Source organism: Ruminococcus albus 7 = DSM 20455 (assembly GCF_000179635.2).
Lineage (GTDB): Bacteria > Bacillota > Clostridia > Oscillospirales > Ruminococcaceae > Hominimerdicola > Hominimerdicola alba.
In genome coordinates this window covers 61,425-78,502 of record NC_014833.1, presented here as the reverse complement: position 1 = coordinate 78,502, position 17,078 = coordinate 61,425, and the positions used below count along the sequence as shown (strand labels likewise).

Annotated in this window: 17 protein-coding genes, 1 pseudogene and 1 other annotated feature; of the genes and pseudogenes, 7 read left to right on the top strand and 11 right to left on the bottom strand. The window is 44.0% G+C overall.

From position 1 onward, the window contains the following. Positions 1-24: 24 nt before the first annotated feature. Together RUMAL_RS00430 and RUMAL_RS00425 are read right to left on the bottom strand one after the other, a co-directional pair. Complete coding sequence (locus RUMAL_RS00430) at positions 25-561, bottom strand: hypothetical protein (protein ID WP_013496839.1); 537 nt, start codon at positions 559-561, stop codon at positions 25-27. 45 nt (positions 562-606) lie between these two features. Next, entirely contained in the window at positions 607-1,266 is a 660-nt protein-coding gene (locus tag RUMAL_RS00425) for a hypothetical protein (protein WP_013496838.1), read from the bottom strand. A gap of 328 nt (positions 1,267-1,594) precedes the next feature. Here RUMAL_RS00425 and RUMAL_RS00420 point away from each other — a divergent pair, with 328 nt between their 5' ends. The 3 genes from RUMAL_RS00420 to RUMAL_RS00410 are packed head-to-tail and all read left to right on the top strand — an operon-like array spanning position 1,595 to position 3,885. Next, a complete protein-coding gene (locus tag RUMAL_RS00420; protein WP_013496837.1) occupies positions 1,595-2,434 on the top strand; it encodes a CheR family methyltransferase in 840 nt (279 codons plus the stop codon). Continuing rightward, positions 2,431-3,405 carry a chemotaxis protein CheB gene (locus RUMAL_RS00415; protein ID WP_013496836.1) on the top strand — a complete coding sequence of 325 codons (975 nt, stop codon included), beginning with the start codon at positions 2,431-2,433 and terminating at the stop codon, positions 3,403-3,405. The genes RUMAL_RS00420 and RUMAL_RS00415 overlap by 4 nt, the downstream gene beginning before the upstream one ends. Before the next feature lie 21 nt (positions 3,406-3,426). Beyond that, positions 3,427-3,885, top strand: a complete 459-nt coding sequence (locus RUMAL_RS00410; protein WP_013496835.1) for a chemotaxis protein CheW — start codon at positions 3,427-3,429, stop codon at positions 3,883-3,885. Between the two features lie 91 nt (positions 3,886-3,976). On the opposite strand, the gene cysK is transcribed toward RUMAL_RS00410, so the two are convergent. Both cysK and RUMAL_RS00400 read right to left on the bottom strand, forming a co-directional pair. Beyond that, the gene (gene cysK, locus RUMAL_RS00405; protein ID WP_013496834.1) at positions 3,977-4,906 is read right to left on the bottom strand and encodes a cysteine synthase A; all 930 of its coding nucleotides are present in this window, start codon (positions 4,904-4,906) and stop codon (positions 3,977-3,979) included. 335 nt (positions 4,907-5,241) lie between these two features. After that, entirely contained in the window at positions 5,242-6,000 is a 759-nt protein-coding gene (locus RUMAL_RS00400) for an ABC transporter ATP-binding protein (protein ID WP_013496833.1), read from the bottom strand. Positions 6,001-6,473: 473 nt separating this feature from the next. Here RUMAL_RS00400 and RUMAL_RS22800 point away from each other — a divergent pair, with 473 nt between their 5' ends. Together RUMAL_RS22800 and RUMAL_RS00390 are read left to right on the top strand one after the other, a co-directional pair. Continuing rightward, positions 6,474-8,516, top strand: coding sequence for a glycoside hydrolase family 11 protein (locus tag RUMAL_RS22800; protein WP_013496832.1), 2,043 nt, complete (start codon positions 6,474-6,476; stop codon positions 8,514-8,516). A gap of 295 nt (positions 8,517-8,811) precedes the next feature. Then, positions 8,812-9,567 carry an NPXTG-anchored protein gene (locus tag RUMAL_RS00390; RefSeq protein WP_013496831.1) on the top strand — a complete coding sequence of 252 codons (756 nt, stop codon included), beginning with the start codon at positions 8,812-8,814 and terminating at the stop codon, positions 9,565-9,567. Between the two features lie 152 nt (positions 9,568-9,719). On the opposite strand, the gene rplL is transcribed toward RUMAL_RS00390, so the two are convergent. The 5 genes from rplL to RUMAL_RS00365 all read right to left on the bottom strand — a co-directional run bounded on the left by rplL (position 9,720) and on the right by RUMAL_RS00365 (position 13,671). Continuing rightward, complete coding sequence (gene rplL / locus RUMAL_RS00385; RefSeq protein WP_013496830.1) at positions 9,720-10,091, bottom strand: 50S ribosomal protein L7/L12; 372 nt, start codon at positions 10,089-10,091, stop codon at positions 9,720-9,722. A 76-nt stretch (positions 10,092-10,167) separates the two neighbouring features. Continuing rightward, on the bottom strand, positions 10,168-10,680 hold the full coding sequence (gene rplJ, locus RUMAL_RS00380; RefSeq protein WP_013496829.1) for a 50S ribosomal protein L10: 513 nt from the start codon (positions 10,678-10,680) through the stop codon (positions 10,168-10,170). Between the two features lie 39 nt (positions 10,681-10,719). After that, positions 10,720-10,845: a sequence feature (ribosomal protein L10 leader region), on the bottom strand. A 137-nt stretch (positions 10,846-10,982) separates the two neighbouring features. Continuing rightward, positions 10,983-11,462 carry a deoxycytidylate deaminase gene (locus RUMAL_RS00375; protein ID WP_013496828.1) on the bottom strand — a complete coding sequence of 160 codons (480 nt, stop codon included), beginning with the start codon at positions 11,460-11,462 and terminating at the stop codon, positions 10,983-10,985. Between the two features lie 19 nt (positions 11,463-11,481). Further along, positions 11,482-12,492: a hypothetical protein gene (locus tag RUMAL_RS00370; RefSeq protein WP_013496827.1), complete on the bottom strand. Its 1,011-nt coding sequence runs from the start codon at positions 12,490-12,492 to the stop codon at positions 11,482-11,484. Between the two features lie 24 nt (positions 12,493-12,516). Next, a complete protein-coding gene (locus RUMAL_RS00365) occupies positions 12,517-13,671 on the bottom strand; it encodes a hypothetical protein (protein ID WP_013496826.1) in 1,155 nt (384 codons plus the stop codon). Positions 13,672-13,919: 248 nt separating this feature from the next. Between RUMAL_RS00365 and RUMAL_RS00360 the strand changes: the two genes are divergently transcribed. Next, entirely contained in the window at positions 13,920-14,546 is a 627-nt protein-coding gene (locus RUMAL_RS00360) for a sugar O-acetyltransferase (protein WP_013496825.1), read from the top strand. Between the two features lie 85 nt (positions 14,547-14,631). Here RUMAL_RS00360 and RUMAL_RS00355 read toward each other — a convergent pair whose 3' ends face one another. Further along, a complete protein-coding gene (locus RUMAL_RS00355; RefSeq protein ID WP_013496824.1) occupies positions 14,632-15,123 on the bottom strand; it encodes a GtrA family protein in 492 nt (163 codons plus the stop codon). Positions 15,124-15,817: 694 nt separating this feature from the next. On the opposite strand from RUMAL_RS00355, the pseudogene spo0A reads away from it, so the two are divergent. Continuing rightward, positions 15,818-16,589, top strand: a pseudogene (gene spo0A, locus RUMAL_RS23010) (sporulation transcription factor Spo0A). 142 nt (positions 16,590-16,731) lie between these two features. Here spo0A and rplQ read toward each other — a convergent pair. Continuing rightward, the gene (gene rplQ, locus RUMAL_RS00345) at positions 16,732-17,073 is read right to left on the bottom strand and encodes a 50S ribosomal protein L17 (protein WP_013496823.1); all 342 of its coding nucleotides are present in this window, start codon (positions 17,071-17,073) and stop codon (positions 16,732-16,734) included. Positions 17,074-17,078: the final 5 nt, after the last annotated feature.

Sequence of the window (17,078 nt, the reverse complement as noted above, 5' to 3'; positions counted from 1 at the left end):
TCCTCCTTTATATAAAAACTTGATTTACATAATACTCTTTGCTGATTTTATTAATGCGAAAAAACCAGCCAACGATGTTGTTACTGTTGCGAGTAAAGCAGTAGAAGCTGTAATTACTTTTTTTAATGTCATATATTTTCCTTTAACATTGGATTGTACGATCTTTCCTATTACACCTGAAACAATAGAATAGAACGAAGCAATAAAAGATATTATAATATATGCCAAATCAGATGCCATCAACAAAATTCCTAATGCAGCAAAAAGATCAATAATCCAATTTGATGTATCATTATTAAACAAGTAAGTAAGTGATTTAATTCCAACAGCTAAAGAAAACAAAAATACTGACACATTTATACAGAATGAAATAAGAATTCTATCCTTTTTTTCATTACTTATAAAAGGAAACATAAAATATGATGTCGTGACAAAAATGGTAGCCATTATAAGTCTATTTTGCATCTCTTTACCATTGATCTTAGAAAAATAACATAAAATTATACCACAAATAAAACAGCCAAAGCAAAGTGCATAGTAGATTTTCTTTTTAACACTCATTGTTGGTCTCCTCTCTTTAATTCTTCTTTCTTATGTTCCACCGTCCTATATCACCGCCGTGACCGTCTTCACATAAGCCCCATATTCCGCGCCTATCTCAGCCGAGCGATCTCGCCCCTCGGTAAGCCCGTCAAAATAGGTCTGTATACAGCCGTCCATGAGTCTTATATACCCTGCCACCGCACCTGCTATCTCTTCATCTGAAAGACGCTCGGCTATGGGCGAATACAGATCTCTTGTATACCTGCCGTTTTCAGCCTGTGCAGGTACCCCCTCGGGGAATACCTTTGCAAGATATTTGTCCTCAGCACGCTTCCACACCCTGAAGAAATCATCTGCCGCGGCTGTCAGCTGTTCGCTCTTTGTCCTGAAAGAGACCTTCAGCCGTCCCACCTTGCCCTGCATATCTCTGCTGAGTTCAAGGCTGTACCTCAGTGTGGGACGGTACTTGTACCGCACAGGACTTTTTATGGCTACCATATGATCCGAGGGCTGATCGATAAACATAAAGCGCTGATCCATAAGCTGTTCGATCTCGCTGAAAATTTTCCTCATACGCATCTCGGGAGTCATAAGACTTACACGTTCTGCCAGTATCTGGTTTATCAGATTTGATCTGCTGGTATTCATCGAATATGCCATACGGTCGATAGCTTCTACCACTTCATCCGCCAGCACCAGACTATACACGCTCTTATTCATCATCTCACCCCTTTCCTGATGATTATAGTATAGCACCGTTTAAATAATTTGTCAATGACATTATATAATTTTACGTTCACTTTATCACTATGCACAATCAAGATATCTCATCACACCTCCGCCATTGTCTGATGTATATAAAATCTTTTAAAATAGAACTGATTTTTCATGCATACCATAGATCGGCATTCTATCGAGCGCACCGATATCACAACACACAGATTATAACAATTGTACCAAAAACACAAAACCTCTTGAAAATATCAGAAAAATATGGTATAATCAACTGTATAGAACACCGCGTTTTCCACATGGAAGGAGGTCTGCTGCTGTGTCAGTATACGTCGATTCAGGTATAAACGAATATGATTTTGCAAGACTTGTACATTTCGTCAAATCAGGCTACGGCATTGACCTCGAAGGAAAGCAGTTCCTTGTACAATCGCGCCTTGCCAATCACATCGCAGACTGCGGTTTCAGCAGCTTCAGCGAATATCTTGAGACCGTGTTTGATGATACCTCAGGCAGGGAAGTCGCAAACCTGATAAACAAGCTTACTACCAACCACACCTATTTCATGCGTGAATCCGATCATTTCGATCATCTGCGCGAGGTATTCCTCCCCGAAGCAGAAAAGACTATAAAGGATCACGATCTCAGGATATGGTCAGCAGGCTGTTCCTATGGCAACGAGCCTTACAATCTTGCCATGTGCCTTGACGAGTATTTCGGTCCCGAACGTTCAAACTGGGATCTGAAGATACTCGCGACCGACATTTCATTCAACGCATTAAGGCAGGCTGCAAGGGGGATATACACCGAAAAAGCTATTGAAGCCCTTCCCGAAGAATGGCGTACAAAGTACTTTGACAAGACATCACACAGTCTTTATCAGGTCAAGGAATGTATACGCAGGAACGTCGTATACAAATATCACAACCTGATGGAGGAGATCAACTTCAAAAAAAAGTTTGACCTTATCCTCTGCCGCAACGTTATGATATATTTTGACGATGAAACAAAGTCACAGCTATGCAAACGCTTCTACGATGCCACCGAGGACGGAGGATATCTCTACATAGGGCACGCAGAATCAGCACCCGATGACATCCCCTATGTAAAACAGAAGCCTGCTATCTACCGCAAGATAACGGAGGTGAGCAGCGTATGACTATATACATCATTTCAGATAATATAATGATATGCGAGCTGCTCTCAGCCAGGCTCGCAGTACTTCTGCCTGCAGGCACTATCATCGCTACCGGTATGCGCAAGAACGCCAAGGCTATGATAGCTCAGAGTAAACCCTCTGCTATAGTACTGGATATTGACGGAGGCGAAGCATCCGATGCCGCTGCCTTCATTTCAGATCTTTGTCCAAGATACTCCATACCGATAATCGCAGTTACCGCAAATAAAGGTCCGCGTTCTTCACTTTTTACTGCAGGTGCCATAGATGTAGTACAGCATCAGATAGATGCAGGTGCAGATGAAAAATTCCTGCAAAGGGTCAGCCAGAGTATAAAAAGCTGTACCAGTGCTGTAAGGATGCGTCTCAGTCCCCAGAAGACAAACGAAGATCAAGTGATAGTTATAGGCGGTTCAACAGGCAGCACCAACGCTTTACCCGAGCTGCTTAAAGATCTGCCTTCCAACAGCCCGCCGATAGTATGCGTTCTGCATATGCCCGTAGGCTATACCAAGATCTATGCCGCCCAGCTGAACGCTTCACTTCCGCTGGATGTAAGCGAGGCAGTTTCGGGAACATACCTCACACGCGGCATGGTGGTGATAGCTGAAGGTGGCAGACATCTGCGACTGTTCCGCGACAGAAAGGGCTATTTTATCACAAGCGAGGAAGGCGTAAAGGTCAACGGCCACTGTCCCTCTGTGGATGTGCTTTTCTCATCGGCAGCCTATGCGGCAAAAGAAAACGCCATAGGCATCATACTGACAGGTATGGGCTGTGACGGTGCCAAGGGTATGCTGGATATGCGAAAGCTCGGTGCATACAACATAGCAGAATCCGAAAAGACTGCGGTAGTATACGGTATGCCCAGGGTGGCTGCGGAAAACGGTGCTGCTAATATAAGTCTTCCGCTGGACGAGATAGCAGCCCATGTAATAGCAAAAATACAATGATCCCATCGGGAGGTGTGAATATTGGAGGAAAGCCAGAATAAATATCTGATCTTTACTGTTGACGGCAGAACATTTGCAATGGGCTTTTCAGATGTTCGTCTGATTGTGCCTGCACAGAATGCCTGCAAAGTCCCCGATCTGCCTGATTATGTTGACGGTACTATCGTAAATGAGGGCAAGACCGTAACTGTCATAGACCTGAGAAAACGATTCGGTTATCCTGACCGCGTCACTACAGACCGCGAATGCATAATAATATGTGATACAAAAAAGAGTCTGGGTCTGCTCTGTGATAATATCACAGGATTCGTGGAAACGGAAAACGATGATATCCAGCCTCCGCCGGATGTGAACAATGAAGTCAATCCGCGATTTATCAGCGGCACCTTCCTGCATGAAGGTCAGCCCTGTTTCATCATCACACCCGAGCTGATAATACGCCCCGACGATGAAGAAAAATTCGCAGCACTGCCCGAATGAGGCAGTTGCTATGCATAAAAACAAAGGATAGCTGTACCTGTGGAAGTACAGCTATCCTTTTTATTTCTATTATATAAGTCTGATGCCTGATTTAGTCAAACAGTGCAGTAGAGAGATATCTCTCACCTGTATCGGGGAGCAGAGCCACAATGGTCTTGCCCTTGTTCTCGGGACGCTTGGAGATCTCAGCAGCAGCATAGAGAGCCGCACCCGAAGATATACCTACAAGTACGCCCTCGGTCTTTGCAAAGCGGTTGCCTGTTGCAAATGCATCACTGTTCTCAACTGCGAATACTTCGTCATATACATTTGTATCCAGTACATCGGGAACAAAGCCTGCGCCTATACCCTGTATCTTGTGAGGACCCGACTTGCCCTGAGAAAGTACAGGGGAAGAAGCAGGTTCAACTGCTATGATCTTAACATCGGGATTCTTTGACTTGAGATACTGACCAACACCTGTTACAGTACCGCCTGTACCTATACCTGCTATGAATATATCCACCTTGCCGTCTGTATCATCCCAGATCTCAGGACCTGTAGTTGCCAGATGAACAGCAGGGTTTGCAGGGTTAACGAACTGTCCCAGTATAACAGAGTTCTCGATCTCTGCATTGAGTTCGTCAGCCTTCTTGATAGCACCTGTCATGCCCTTAGCGCCCTCAGTGAGAACTATCTCAGCACCGTATGCTTTCAGCAGGTTCCTTCTTTCGATACTCATGGTCTCGGGCATGGTGAGTATTACCTTATAGCCCTTTGAAACGCCCACAGCTGCCAGACCGATGCCTGTGTTGCCTGATGTAGGCTCGATTATGGTAGAACCTGCCTTCAGTACGCCGTTCTTCTCAGCATCCTCGATAAGATTCAGCGCCACTCTGTCCTTTACGCTTCCTGCAGGATTGAAATATTCCAGCTTAGCGAGTATCTTTCCCTCTGCGCCTACAGCCTCGGAAAATCTTGCTGCTTCCAGCAGGGGTGTTTTGCCGATAAGTTCACCAATGTTTTTGTAGATATTTGCCATTATCTATCATCCTTTCGTTTTTTTGTGATACGAAATACGGATTTTACCGCTTCTGTGTTCACAGTATATCACAATAATCCCTAGTATGTCAATAGGTTATGTAGTGATTCTCCACTTTTACCAAAACACTGACCATTATTCAACAAATGAAAGTAATATTGCACAAAGCAAAAGCCTCATCCTCGAGCCTGATACTGCACACAAAAATCTGCCGTTTCGGACAGACACCACAAATAAGTTTTGCCCCGAAGCATTTTCAAAGTGCTCCGGGGCATTGTTGTATCCACTTATTAAGACCGAACATTCAAAGCATCCGGTATCTCTTTTCTATGCCGTCACCAGCCCATGTCGATAAGCCATGAGTTCAGCGACTTCTCACGCTCATGCACCGGGAGAGTTTTGTCGGGGTCATATTCGCCCTTGATGTTGCCGTCAACTATGTACAATACTCGGCTGCACTTGGCTGCCACCTTTGCATCATGGGTGACAAGCATAACTGTTGTACCCTCCTCATTGAGCTTTGTAAGCTCATCCATTACCTCCTCTGATGAGGTACGGTTGAGAGCGCCTGTAGGCTCATCGGCAAATATCATCTTAGGTGAATTTATCATACTGCGGCATATACAGGCTCTCTGCAGCTGACCGCCCGATACCTCGTTGATATCGTTGTTCGCCGTATCGATTATGCCCAGCTTGCGCATAAGGTCCTGTCCGCGGCGGATAGTTTCCTTTCTGGATTCGTTAGTCCTCTTTGACTTCACAGCTGGCAGGATGATATTATCAAGCACCGAAAGATTCTTCATCATGTACATCTGCTGGAATATAAATCCCATATCGTCCAGCCTCATCTCAGCCAACTCCCCTTCACTGAGCTTAGCCATATCCCTTCCGCAAAACTTTACCGAGCCGCCTGTCATCTTATCCATGCCCGACACAGTATACAGCAGTGTGGATTTTCCCGAACCCGAAGGCCCCATTACTGCCACCATTTCACCCTCGTTTATCGTCAGGTCAAGTCCGTTCAGCACATTTGTCTTTCTTTTGTTTACCTCATAGCTTTTGCAAAGATCCTTTACTTCAAGTATCTTGTTCATAGTTGTTTCTCCTTTCCGCGGCCTGTTGTCCCTTTTTCTATGACCCAGTATATCATGGAAATTCTTAAATAGTCTTTAAATAATCATCAGAATGGTCGTGCAAAACGAGCGCCTAAGTGTGTCATCTCTGATTTTTCCCGATATATCTGCATTTCAGACATATACGGCAATTATTCTCAAAGTTATTATATATGCACATTAACGATAATATTAATTGTCATTAATCTTCGCATAAACAAATGATACAAAAAATATCTCTGATTTAACAGCAAATAACAATTTTTGACTTGAAAAATAATATAAAAAGTGCTAAAATATAGAATGATAAAATTCGCACACTCAGACTGCGGTATTATACACGGTATATTTATAGTATCACTCTTAACAGCTAACCATTTATCATGCATAGGATAATACTATTATAATAAAGACAGCAGCTGAAAACTGTGCGGGAAAGAGAGGTCATAAACCGAATGAGGAATAATTTCAAGATGAGAGTCATGGCGGGAGTTGCTGCTGTGATATGTCTTGCAGGTGTGCTTGGCAGCTGCGGAAATTCTTCGGATAAGGACAGTTCATCCAAAAAGTCCGCTGACAGCGCTAAGGCTGACAGTAACAAAGACTCAAAGAACGGACAGGTATTTACCAAAAATGCCCGCGGCACTTCCGATGGCTACGACTACGAACTCTGGAAAGACAAGGGCGACACCGAAATGACCATTAACGAGGGCGGTACGTTCTCATGTAAGTGGTCCAACATCAACAATGCACTGTTCCGCAGAGGAAAGAAATTCGACTGCACGAAGACCTACAAGGAACTTGGTAACATCTCTGTAAAATACGGTGTTGACTATCAGCCCGACGGAAATTCGTATATGTGCGTTTACGGCTGGACAATAGATCCGCTGGTAGAGTTTTACATCGTAGAATCATGGGGTTCCTGGAGGCCGCCCGGAGCTGCTGAATCCCTGGGCACAGTCACCGTTGACGGCGGCACGTACGATATCTACAAGACCACAAGATACGAACAGCCCTCAATCGACGGCACCAAGACATTTGACCAGTACTGGAGCGTAAGACAGGATAAGCCCACAGGCGACGGCACTAAGATCGAAGGTACCATATCCATATCCAAGCACTTTGATGCATGGGAGCAGGTAGGGCTCACTCTCGGTAATATGTACGAAGTCGCACTGAATATCGAAGGATATCAGTCTAACGGACAGGCTACAATATACGAAAATGAACTGACCGTGGACGGAAATTACTCCGCAGACCCCGCACCCGAAGTCAAAAAGAGCAGCGATGAAAAAGAACCCGAACCACAGAGCACTAATGGTGCAGGTCTTTTCACGGCTGATTTTGAATCGGACGAGTGCGGCTGGACAAGCAGAGGCTCTGCCGCCGTTGCACAGAACACCGATGAGGCTTCCGAGGGAAGCGGCTCACTGTTCGTAAGCGGCAGAACGGATAACTGGAACGGTGCTTCAATAGAGCTGGACAGCGGTACCTTCAAGCAGGGCAGTACCTATTCATTCAAGACCGATGCTATGCAGAAAAGCGGCAAGGAAGCTACCCTGAAATTCACTATGCAGTATACAGCCGCTGACGGCGATCACTATGACCAGATTGCTCAGCAGACCGCTCCCGACGGTGAATGGATCACTCTTGAGGGTGATTATACTATCCCCGATGATGCTACCAAGCTTGTACTGTATGTTGAATCACCCGACAGCCTTACAGATTTCTATATTGACAATGCATCTGCAACAGGTGACGGCAGCGAGCCTGCAAAAACAGCTGATGATAAAAAGGAGGAGGCTGAATACACATTCAGCGATCCCGTAGCGGTCAGCAATACAGCGGATATATCCTGGATAGATAAGGATAAACCTATGGTCGCTATCGCCTTTGATGACGGTGCCAGCGCCGCCAAGAAAGGTGACCCTGCATACCGTATCATTGATACTATGGCAGATAACGGCTTCCACGCTACCTTCTTCTATATAGGAAGTCAGATAAAGACCGAGGAGCAGGTTAAGTACGCTCACGAGAAAGGCATGGAAACAGCTAACCATACCATGACACATCCATACCTCTCCAAGCTGAAGCCCGCAGAGATCCGTGATGAATACGAAAAATGCCGCGAAAAGCTCAAAGGTATAATCGGTGAAGAACCTTCTGCATTGATGCGACTGCCATATCTTGACGGCGGCGGAGATACAACCAGGACCCTCAATGATGTAGCACTTATATCCTGTTCTGTAGATACCAAGGACTGGAACAAAGCTACCTCTGACAAAATAGTTGATACTATTAAAAAAGCAAAGGATAACGGCTCACTCAACGGCGCTATAGTTCTCTGCCACGAGAATTATGCAGCGACCGCAGAAGCTATGGAGGAAATAGTACCATGGCTGAAAGACGAAGGCTGGCAGGTAGTTACCGTATCAGAACTCTTTGCAGCTAACGGCAAGGAGCTCATGGGCGGAAAAATATACTCCAAGCTTTCCTGATATATTCTGTTGATCTAAAAAGACCGCACCGGAGATAAGTATTCTTTGACACACCGAAAAATCAAAGGATACTGTGCGGTCTTTCTTAATTTTTTTGAGTTTATCAGCTTAATTTTAATTATAATTAAGTCGAATTTATAACATTTCGTAATAATTCGCAATAATTGGTCAAAAATAGGCTTTATACCGCAATAATTGGTTAGTTAATTATTTGACATTGTACTAAAATATGTACATAGATGTGCGATATACCGCATATAGCGAAATTTTAAAATAATATTGGAGGTAAATCTATATGAAGATTTCTAAGATCTTTGCAGGAATGTCTGCACTGGCTATCGCAGCAACAATGGCTATACCTGCATTCGCAGACACCACTTTCACTAACGACACAGGTCTTGACTATATTGAGGTCAAGGAGGGCAATCAGCTCTACGTTGATCTGGCTGCAAGCCCTTATGATCCTGCTACTGTATCCGCAGTTAAGATCTCTTTCAGCATTGATGATTCTGACGGATTCGGCGGCGGTCTGATGCTCAACAGCAATAAGAGCGGCTGGGATCAGAATGACACTGATTGGTCCTGGGGCAATGAAGGCGCAGAGAAGGCTATCACTGCTGAGGGTTCTGACGGCGCTTACACACTGACATTTGATTTCGGCGCTAAGGGCGAAGAGTACTGGGGTGCTCCTACTGATGAGAAGTACTTTGCACAGGTAGTTTGCCAGCTCTGGTGGGGCAAGGATGCTTCCATAACAGGCATCGAGATCACCGGTGAAGAGAAGGCAGCTGCTCCCGAGAGCCAGCCTGAGTCCAAGGCTGATGAGTCTTCCAGCAATTCTTCTGAGTCCAAGGCTGCTGAGTCTTCCAGCAAGGCTGCTGAAACTGCTTCTTCCAAGGCTGCAGTAAACAACAACACAACTACAACTGCATCTTCCGCAGCTGCTGCTTCTGACAACACAAACCAGGCAACAGGTGCTACCGCAGGTCTTGCTCTGGCAGGTCTTGCTCTCGCAGGCGCTGTTGCAGTAGTTTCCAAGAAGAAGAACTAATACAGTCCTTATATAGTAAAAAGGATCGTCGATTTATCGGCGATCCTTTTTTATTTACCATGTTATACAGTCGCATAAAGTGATGCGCTATACTATAACCACAAAAAGACCCCCGTGATTTACACGAGGGTCTTGTAAGCAAAAAGATGAAATTACTTCAGCTCTACAGTTGCGCCAGCAGCTTCCAGCTTAGCCTTGATATCCTCAGCCTCAGCCTTAGGAGCAGCCTCCTTAACAGCCTTAGGAGCTTCCTCAACCAGAGCCTTAGCCTCCTTCAGGCCCAGACCTGTGATCTCCTTAACAGCCTTGATTACTGCCATCTTGTTGTCGCCGAAGGAAGCGAGTACAACGTCGAACTCAGTCTTCTCAGCCTCAGCTGCTGCACCGCCTGCTGCGGGGCCTGCTGCTGCTACAACTGCAGTTACACCGAATTCCTCCTGGATAGCGTCAACGAGCTCTTTCAGCTCAAGAACAGACATAGTCTTGATCTCTTCTACAAAATTCATAATCTTCTCAGAAGCCATGATTAAAATCTCCTTTATAAAATATTTTAGTTGTGCGGAGCTTTAAGCCGTCCGCCTTAGCTTTAGGCTGCATAAATTATGCAGCGTCGCCGCCTTCCTTGTCGGCAAGAGCCTGAAGGGTAGCAGCCAGCTTCTGCATCGGACCCTGGAGGGAGCCGACCAGCATAGCAAGCAGAGTATCCTTGGAAGGTATCTTGGACAGAGCAGTAACACCTGCTGCATCGTATACCTCACTACCGATATAACCTGCTTTCAGCTTGAACTTCTCGTTCTTGGTATCCTCAACGAACTTGCCGAGGATTCTTGCGGGTGCAGTCTGATCATCATCGGAAATAGCGATAGCAGTAGTACCCTCGAGTACGTTTGTGATATCGTCCAGACCGGCGTTCTTGAATGCAAATCTCAGCATTGTGTTCTTCTCAACGAAGTACTTAACGCCTGCCTCTCTCATTTCCTTTCTGAGCTTGGTATCCTCCTCAACGGTGATACCCTCGTAGCTTACCAGAACGCCTGCTGCGGAGTTCTTGATCAGCTCGGTCAGCTCTTTGACCTTTTCCTGCTTAGCAAGTAAAGTCTTCTCACTTGGCATTTCTTAAATTCACCTCTTTGCAGTTTTCTCGCAAAGCGTAATCTAAAAGAAAAATCCCTTTTATCCAAAGACAAAAGAGATACATAGTCATTATTGACGATGCTTTCTTTTCCTCGGTCGGGCTTACTTACTGCCGACTGTCTTTAGAATACGAATGCTTATATATTATAACAAGTTTCTCCCTGTATGTCAAGGGATACTGCCGATATTAATGTAAACTTTTTGTAAACTAACGCAAAAACGGAGGTCATACCGTCCGCACTTCATCGGAAGCATATGACCATCCGTTTTATATACAATTATTACAGTTCTATCCTCACGAGCCTGCCTGTATCCTCGTATCTGCGCAGCTTTACGCCAGCCATATTGAACATCTTCTTCGATGCCCTTACACCGTCTGTATCGGCATATTTGTCATCACCGTAAATTACTTCCTTTATGCCGCTCTGGATTATCGCTTTTGCACATTCGTTACACGGGAACAGAGATACATATATCCTTGCATTTTTCAGACTGCCTGTAGAACGGTTGAGTATCGCATTCAGCTCCGCATGGCAGACAAACGGGTACTTCGTTTCAAGGAAATCTCCGTCACGCTCCCAAGGCATATCATCATCGTTGCAGCCCGTGGGCATACCGTTGTATCCCACAGACAGTATCTTGTTTTCTTCTGATACTATACAGGCACCTACCTGTGTACTCGGGTCCTTGCTTCTTTTTGCGGAAAGATGTGCTATACCCATAAAGTATTCGTCCCAGCTGAGATAATCCTGTCTTTTCATATTCTTCTCCTGTTTATAATTACTCTCCTGACATCTGAGTCTTCATAGCTTCAAATATCTGCTTTGTGCTCATATTCATCATTTCTTCGTCTATTTCATACTCATAAGCCTCGTTTGTAAGTAATACACCGTGCTGATCACCAACGAACCATGTTTCTGCGCCGCCCAGGTCGTACTCCTTATCTCCTGCCAGCACCGAGAATGTCATGCGCATATACAGCTCATCGTTGTACCTGTCGCAGTATTCCAGATAGAAACCATAGGTAGCATCATCACCCAGGTTTTCCATCTTCTTTATATCTTCCTTGCTGTTGAAGATAGTTTCATTATCAAGATTCTCCTTGACAGCCTCTGCACCGGGCTTTACGCCGTCTGTCAGCTTTTTGAGGAGTTCCTTCAGATTGGTTCCGTCCTTTTTATCCATAGCGTCAGCAAGCTGACTGTTTATATCAGGATCACCGATCTTTTCCAGCAGACCTATAACATCGTCGATAACTTCGTATTTGGTACCCTGATTTGTACTTGTAAGATACTGCCTAAATTCTTCATCGGACTTCTCATTGTCGTACTCAAACATAGCTTCGCTAAGTGTAGCTATGGGGTCAACGAGGATACCGAAATTGAAAGAATCAATGAAAGCCTGCTCATCCTTGTCCTCAGCAGCCTTATACTGTGCAAATATAGCATCGATGGCAGCCTTTACCTCATCTTCTGTAGGCTCGGATTCAAGATTGTTCTCATCTATATATATGATATTCGGTTCAATAAGCTTCATTGTAAGGTGATTAGTCTTGAGTGTGTTTTCATCGGAAACAAGCACTTCATCCTTTGATGAATCATCGGTGCTGTCCGCAGTATCGTTTTCAGCGGTGGTATCATCGTCTGTGGTGACATCTGTCTTTTTCTCCTCCGACTTTTCAGCCGCAGATGATGCTGACTTGCTGTCATCTCCGCCTGATGACTTACTGCAGGATGCAATACCTGCACACATAACTATCGCCATCATAGCGGCTATTATCTTCTTACTCATAATTTATTCCTCCTGAACAAATATTTAATCATCGCTGTTATCGGGATATTTAGTTGCTGTCCCGTCTTTTGCGGTGTATATCACGTATTCGGGCATACCCTTTTCTTCGTCTAAAGGACCGAAAGATACTGTGCCGTTGTATTCAGCTGTTACGGTCAAAAAACTGTATATATAATTATCGCCATCAGCTTCGGGTTCATTTTCTCTGAGATCAAGTCCTGCCGATGAAGAACACATAGGGAAGTCTGTTTCAAGGACTTCCTTTAGATCTTCGCCCACCGATGATTTTTGAGCGAAATAATCATCTACAAAATCGTATATCATTTGGGCTGTTAATGTATTTTCTTCATACATTAGGCGCTGATCTATCTCTTCGGCTGTCATGCCTGCAAATTTATTGATCTTACGCTCTGCATCATTGATTAATAAACCTATATCACCGTCTATACACCACGCATCGATATTTTTCAGTGAAGTTATGTACTCATCATTGATCACGTCCATATTGAAATAGACTTCCAGAGCATTTTCATCGCGTTGAAATTCATACAGAAAGATCCGAACAATGGTCTTATCATCGATATTACCCAGAGGGTACAGAGAATCTCTTTTTGTCCAGAGTGACATTTCAAGTGCATTGGGATCAAAGTCCTCGTTGAGCTGCTTTATCAACTTATCAAAATCCTTAGCAGAAGATCTTCTGGCTTTTTCGATATCCATTATCTTATCTTCATCAGCTGATGCCATCAGCATAAGCCCCCATAAGGACGCGATACCACTCTTGATATCTTTATTGCTGTTATCTACGAAAATACTTATACATAAAGAATCCGCCATCGAGTCAAGGACTTTTTCAAAATTTAATGTCTGCTTATATTTTTCAGCATCGCCCGACTGTGCTGCATTATATTGTTCCAAAGCAAGCTCGGCAAACATGAGTGCCTCTTCTATTGTGGGCTTGTCGGAATCTTGGACTGAAATATCATGATAAAGAATGTTTTCAGATTTCAAATTGTTGAGTATTGTTATTTTTCCCTCATTAGTCGTATCGTTATTACTTGCGGTATTTGAAGTTTTGCCATTGACAGCTTCTTTGCTGCCTTTGCTGACACTTCCACAGCCTGCAAATCCTGCGCACATCGACAGCGCAAGCAGAGCCGCTATAAACCGTTTTGACATCTGATGTTCTCCTTTGCTCATACTATTTATCTGATAACATATTATAGCATTTCTTATCTGATAACATATTATAGCATATCACTGTACTAAAATCAAGGCTTTTTACGATAAACTCGCCTTTCTGACACTTTTTTCTCACATATTTTTCTGGCTGTAGGGCTTATTTTTCAACAGCTGAATAATAGTATGTTGAAAAATAAGCTCAGATGAGTTATAATATAGTATATCAGTATAAGGAGGTAACGGCTATGGGTGAAATTGACAAGATGCATACGGGCGAGCTTTATCTTCCCGATGACAAGGAGATAATCGGTTGGCAGACAAAATGTCTTGACCGCCTTTACGATTTCAATAACACAAGACCCACTGAAAGTGAAAAACGCACCGCACTGCTGAAAGAGATGTTCGCTGAGATAGGGGAGGGCTGCTATATCGAACCGCCATTCCACTCAAATTTCGGCGGAGCGCACTGTCACTTCGGTAGCTATATCTACGCTAATTTCGGACTGACCCTGGTTGATGATACACATATCTATGTTGGTGACCATACCATGTTCGGACCCCACGTCACCGTAGCTACAGCAGGTCACCCCATAGTACCCGAACTTCGTATAAAGCAGTATCAGTACAATATGCCTGTACACATCGGCAGAAACTGCTGGATAGGCGCCGGAGTGCTTATATTGCCGGGCGTCACCATAGGCGATAACACCGTTATAGGTGCAGGCAGTGTCGTTACAAAGGATATTCCCCCGAATGTACTTGCACTGGGTACACCCTGCAGAGTGCAGAGGGAGATAGGCGAACATGACAGGGAGTATTATTTCAGGGACAGAAAGATCCCCCGTGAGATAAGAGATAATTACGGTATATAAAACCACAAGACCATGGGCTTATTTGCTCATGGTCTTTTCTGATATCGTATATAAATATGTTTATCCCGATTATAGCGGTAATTGGCTATTCCTGTTTTTTGAATACAAACAATTTACTGATCACATAGTTGAGGATTATGATTATAACATTTGCAATTATTTTCGTGATCCAGTAGTTTGCACCTAACCGCTTTACGCCGATGTTCATTATAAGCATCTCAACGAACATAGTGAACAATCTTCCGCCGTAGAATGATGCGCCCTCCTTCAGTATAGCCGAAGTCCCGTGTGCGGTAGATTCAAACACCCATATCCTGTTTGTGATGTACGCAAAGGTCACTGAACATATCCAAGAAAACACCGTGCTTACGTTTATCACAGTGCTTTGTCCTGCCCCGAGTTTTTCAAGCAGAAGCTTCGCTATACCCGCCGTGATAAAGCTGACTACTGTTGTCATCACACCGAAAAACAGGTACAAAAGTACCTCCTTGTTCTTTTTATAAAAAGGTTCAAAGGTCTTCAGAAAACCCCAGCCCATTATTCGGTCAAATATATCCTTTTTTTCTGTACTTTCCATTTCTTTCCATGCCTTTCACTAAATATTATGTCCCTTATATTATACCATATCTCAAACCAAAAGTAAACCCACCCAAAAGCCCAAACACGCCTATGGCCGGTACGTATATAGAACGTTTGTGATCATTATTGAGGGAAACCCTTTTGAAAAAGGGTTATCCCTCAAACTCCCTTCCCAAAACTTTTAACTCTATTTGGCAGGGGCAGATATTCTCTCAAAGAACAGAGAATGTCTGCCTTTTGCTGTACTATAAAAGTATAGCTGCCCCTGCCAAATAGAAATAGAAGTCTTTGGAAGGAGGTCTGGAGGATAACCTTTCTTCAGAAAGGTTTCCTCCAGTAGTGTTCATAAATACTCTATATACGTACCGGTCATATTCTGTTGGGGCTATGTCGGGATTTGTCATCAGGTGACTGATGATGTAATTTTAGCTTGGATAATATAGTGAAACAGCGAATGATATCGTTAAGATACGGCATTTGCAGAATGGCGTCGGAAAAGAGGGTAAATATTCAGAATAGCAATATTTTATGTTGATTTATAGTGCATACTGTCTAATTCTATCGAAATTTTTATGGCGATTTTAATAAAAAGCTATTGCATTTTAAGTTTAATTGTGTTAAGATAATTATGCAAACAAAAGCTGACTGCCCGGGAAAAGTCAAGAACATTTTTCAGCTACGGAGGAAACATAATGAACAACAAGATCAAGATACTTATAGGTGATGATTCTGCTCAGTACGGAGTATTCTGTGCCGCAAACCTGAGAAATTCGGGATTTTTTGTAATAACACGCCAGAAAGACGGCATGGTGATATTTGACGCGGTAAAGAACGAGCTTCCCGATGTAGTCATCGTAGATGCTGTAATGCCCGGGATAGATGCCATAGAGCTTATACGAAGGTCTGAGAAGCTTGATAAGAAACCCCGTTATATAGTAACAAGCTCTTATGAGAACAGCTTCATAGAGAATCAGGTAATGAATGCAGGGGCATCATACTTTATGCTGAAGCCCTTTGATGTTAAGGTACTTGGTGAGCGTATCAAAGCCATGCTGGATATCGACACGGATATATCCTCCGAGCACAGGATACTTTCATCCAGCAAACCTGGAGATAATCGTAACGGATATCATTCACCAGATCGGTGTACCGGCGCATATCAAAGGGTATCACTATCTTCGTGAAGCAATAATATGCTCTGTAAACGACAAGGAGATGCTTGAAAGTGTTACAAAGCTGCTGTATCCTGCGGTGGCAAAAAAGTTTTCAACAACACCCTCCCGTGTTGAGCGAGCTATACGTCATGCAATAGAGATCGCATGGGACAGAGGGGATATAGATACTCTCAACAGCTTTTTCGGATACACTATAAATACAGGCAAGGGCAAGCCGACGAACAGCGAGTTCATAGCACTGATAACAGATAAGATATGTCTGAAATTCCGTGCAGCGGTATCTGCCTGATACTATATCATACAAGCACCCCCATATACAATAAAGGCAGGCGGACACGCATCTCACATTACGTGAGTTTACGCGTCTGCCTGCCTTTAGTATATACGCAAAAAGGACCGCACCCGAAGGTACGGTCCTTATAATTAGTATATTAAACCAGCTGTATGATAGCCATTTCAGCAGCGTCACCGCGGCGGGGTCCGATCTTGATGATCTTGGTATAACCACCCTTACGGTCTGCGTACTTAGGTGCTATCTCATCAAAGAGCTTCTTAGCGACAGCTTCCTTAGTTACATAAGCGAATACCTGTCTCTTGGAATGGAGTTCGCTGGACTTACCGAGTGTGATCATCTTCTCGGTCATAGCAGCAACTTCCTTAGCTCTGGTTACAGTTGTTTCAATCTTACCGTTTTCCAGAAGGAAAGTAACCATAGCTCTCAGCATTGCTTTTCTCTGGTCACTGGTCCTTCCCAGCTTTCTTGTGCCTGGCATAGATT